The organism is Corallococcus sp. CA053C (assembly GCF_003611675.1).
Classification (GTDB): Bacteria; Myxococcota; Myxococcia; order Myxococcales; family Myxococcaceae; genus Corallococcus.
This window is the reverse complement of sequence record NZ_RAWA01000662.1, coordinates 1-3,006: the sequence shown is the minus strand read 5'-3', so window position 1 is coordinate 3,006 and position 3,006 is coordinate 1. Positions and strand designations below refer to the sequence as shown.

At 68.3% G+C, this 3,006-nt stretch carries 3 protein-coding genes and 1 pseudogene; all 4 read right to left on the bottom strand.

Translation table 11 applies throughout. The annotated features are described in order from the left end of the window. Positions 1 to 18: 18 nt before the first annotated feature. Positions 19 to 1,164, bottom strand: a complete 1,146-nt coding sequence (locus tag D7V97_RS41770) for an acyl-CoA dehydrogenase family protein (protein ID WP_120616096.1) — start codon at positions 1,162 to 1,164, stop codon at positions 19 to 21. Next, positions 1,161 to 1,637 carry an AgmX/PglI C-terminal domain-containing protein gene (locus tag D7V97_RS41765; protein ID WP_120616095.1) on the bottom strand — a complete coding sequence of 159 codons (477 nt, stop codon included), beginning with the start codon at positions 1,635 to 1,637 and terminating at the stop codon, positions 1,161 to 1,163. The genes D7V97_RS41770 and D7V97_RS41765 overlap by 4 nt, the downstream gene beginning before the upstream one ends. 6 nt (positions 1,638 to 1,643) lie before the next feature. Further along, entirely contained in the window at positions 1,644 to 2,786 is a 1,143-nt protein-coding gene (locus D7V97_RS41760; RefSeq protein ID WP_120616094.1) for an acyl-CoA dehydrogenase, read from the bottom strand. A gap of 36 nt (positions 2,787 to 2,822) precedes the next feature. Further along, positions 2,823 to 3,006 (bottom strand): annotated as a pseudogene (locus tag D7V97_RS41755) (hypothetical protein); the annotation flags it as partial.

Genomic DNA, 3,006 nt, shown 5'->3' with positions numbered 1-3,006 from the left:
GCGGGGAATCGGGCCGCCCTACCCCTGCTGGCGGAAGGTCTCGCGGGCGATGACCAGGCGCTGCACCTCGCTGGTGCCCTCGTAGATGGTCTGCACGCGGGCGTCGCGGAAGTACCGCTCCACGGGGAACTCGTCGATGTAGCCGTAGCCGCCGTGGAGCTGCACGGCCTTGTCGGCCACCCGGTTGCTCATCTCGCTGGCGAACAGCTTCGCCATGGAGGCCTCGCGGGTGAACGGCTGGCCCTGCTCCTTGAGGGCGGCGGCGCGCAGCGTGAGCAGCTCCGCCGCGTCCAGCTGGGTGCGCATGTCCGCCATCATGAAGCGCGGGGCCTGCATGTCCGCCACGGCCTGGCCAAAGGCCTTGCGGTCCTTGGTGTAGGAGATGGTCGCCTCCAGCGCCGCCCGGCCCACGCCGCACGCCTGGGCCGCGATGCCGATGCGCCCACCGTCCAGCGCCATCATCGCGAGCCGGAAGCCATCCCCCTCCTTGCCCAGGAGGTTCTCCGCGGGGACTTCGCAGTCCTCGAAGGTGAGCCCCACGGTGTTGGACGCACGCAGGCCCATCTTGTCCTCGTGCTTGCCCACGTGGAGGCCCTTGGTGCCGCCCTCCACGATGAAGCAGGACAGGCCCTTGTTGCCGGCCGCGCCCGTGCGGGCCCAGACGACCATCACGCCCGCGTAGGCGCCGGAGGTGATCCACTGCTTGCTGCCGTTGATGACGTAGCGGTCGCCGAGCTTTGTGGCGGTGGTGAGCATGGCGCCGGGGTCGGAGCCGGCGTGCGGTTCGGAGAGCGCGAAGGCGCCGACGATGGCCTCACCGGAGGTGAGCTTCGTGACGAACTTCTCCCGCTGCGCGTCGGTGCCCACCGCGTGGATGAGCTCCGCGCACATATTGGTGACGGCCATGGCCACGGACACGGAGGCGTCCGCGGCGGCCATCTCCATCATCGCGAGGGCGTAGGACACGACGCCCGCCTCGGCGCCGCCGTAGCGGGCCGGCAGGTTCACCCCGAGCAGGCCCACCTGGGCCAGGGCCTTGAACACCTCCGGGTCGAAGCGCTCGGCGCGGTCCGCCGCGCGAGCGTGGGGCGCCACCTGCTCGCGCGCGAACTTGCGCGCGGTGTCGCGGATGAGCGACTGGGTCTCGGTGAGGTCGAAGTTCATTCGACGGCCTTGAGGTTGAACGGGTACTCGATGGGGTGCTCGCGGCCGTCCGGGGGCTTGGGGAAGTCCATGGACATGAGCACGGACACCACGCAGTCGTTGAGGCCCGCGTCCTTCAGCGTGCTCTGGTGGCGGTCCACCTTGGCGCTGCGCACGGCGCCGTCGGCGGTGATGGTGAAGGTGGTCATCAGCTTGCCCTCCACCTTCTTGTCCTTCTCCACCATGTGGTCCTCGTAGCACTCCTGGATCCGAGGGGTGTTGTGGGTCATCACCTGCCGGATGGAGTCCGGGGTGAAGGGCAGCTTGCTGACGTCCAGCCCGTCGTCCTTCGGAGCGGGCTTCGTGGCCGCGTCCGGGGTCGTCGCGGGAGCGGGCTTCGTGGCCGCCGGCTTCTTCTTGGTGGACGTGCCCTGGGCGGTGGCCATGGACGGCGCCACCAGCAGCAACAACAGGGGGAGGAGCGCGCGCTTCATGGGGGACTACTCCTTGAGCAGGTTGGCGGAGATGACGATGCGCTGGATCTCGCTCGTCCCCTCGTAGATTTCGGTGATGCGCGCGTCGCGCACGTGGCGCTCGGCGTCCATCTCCTTGCTGTAGCCCATGCCGCCGTGGATCTGCAGGGCCTTGTTGGCCACGCGGCTGGCCATCTCGCTGGCGTAGAGCTTGGCCATGGCGCTCTCCGGGCTGTGGCGCACGCCCTGGTCCTTCATCAGCGCCGCGCGCCACACGAGCAGGCGGGCCGCGTCGATCTCCATGGCCATGTCGGCGATCATGAACTGGATGGCCTGGTGGTCGCGGATGGGCTTGCCGAACGTCTTGCGCTCGCCCGAGTAGCGCACCGCCTCCTCGAAGGCCGCGCGCGCGATGCCCAGCGCCTGGGACGCGATGCCGATGCGGCCACCGTCCAGGGTGGACATGGCGACCTTGAAGCCCTCGCCCTCCTTGCCCAGGCGGTACTTCTCCGGCACGCGCATGTCCTCGAAGAACATGGAGCAGGACCACGCGGCGCTGATGCCCATCTTCTTGTCGGGCTCCGCGCGGGTGAATCCCGGCGTGTTGGTGGGCACGAGGAACGCGGTGATGCCCTTGTTGCCGGCCTCACGGTTGGTCATCGTGATGAGCACGATGGCGTCCGCCTTGGGGCCGTTGGTGATCCAGTTCTTGGAGCCGTTGATGATGTACTCGTCACCGCGCTTCACGGCGACGGTCTTCTGGGCGGCGGCGTCGCTGCCGGCCTCCGGCTCCGTGAGGCCGAAGCAGCCCAGCTTCTCACCGCTGGCGAAGGGCTTGAGGAACTGCTCCTTCTGCGCGGGGGTGCCGAACTTGGAGATCGGATCACAGTAGAGCGAGTTGTTCACGCTCATGATCACGCCGGTGGAGGCGCAGCCGCGGCTGATCTCCTCCATCGCGATGGAGTAACAGACGTTGTCCAGGCCCGCGCCGCCGAACTCCTCCGGAACGGCGATGCCCAGCAGCGAAAGCTCCGCGAGCTTCTTCACCGCGTCGGTGGGCCAGGCGTGCTGTTCGTCCCACTTGCGGGCGTTGGGGATGAGCTCCTTGGCGGCGAACTCGCGGCACAGCCGCTGGATCTCGCGCTGGATGTCGGTCAGCTCGAAGTTCATAGTGGGGACTTCCATAGTATGCGGCCCGGCCTGGGGCTACTTCGAAGACGGGCCTCCGTCCGCGGGCGCGGGAATCCGCGTTCCGAAGAACATCGCGAGCGGCACCGTGACGTCGAAGGACACGTCCGTGCGGGCGCCCTCGTCCGTCCACGCGCGTCGCACCAGCACCGACACCGTCCAGGGCTGGGTGTCCTGGTGTCTTTCAATCAAATCCCAGGTG

Bases quoted from the DNA above. Each gene is read 5' to 3' on its own strand.
- D7V97_RS41770 (WP_120616096.1), bottom strand. From the start codon at position 1,164: ATGAACTTCGACCTCACCGAGACCCAGTCGCTCATCCGCGACACCGCG.
- D7V97_RS41765 (WP_120616095.1), bottom strand. From the start codon at position 1,637: ATGAAGCGCGCGCTCCTCCCCCTGTTGTTGCTGCTGGTGGCGCCGTCC.
- D7V97_RS41760 (WP_120616094.1), bottom strand. From the start codon at position 2,786: ATGAACTTCGAGCTGACCGACATCCAGCGCGAGATCCAGCGGCTGTGC.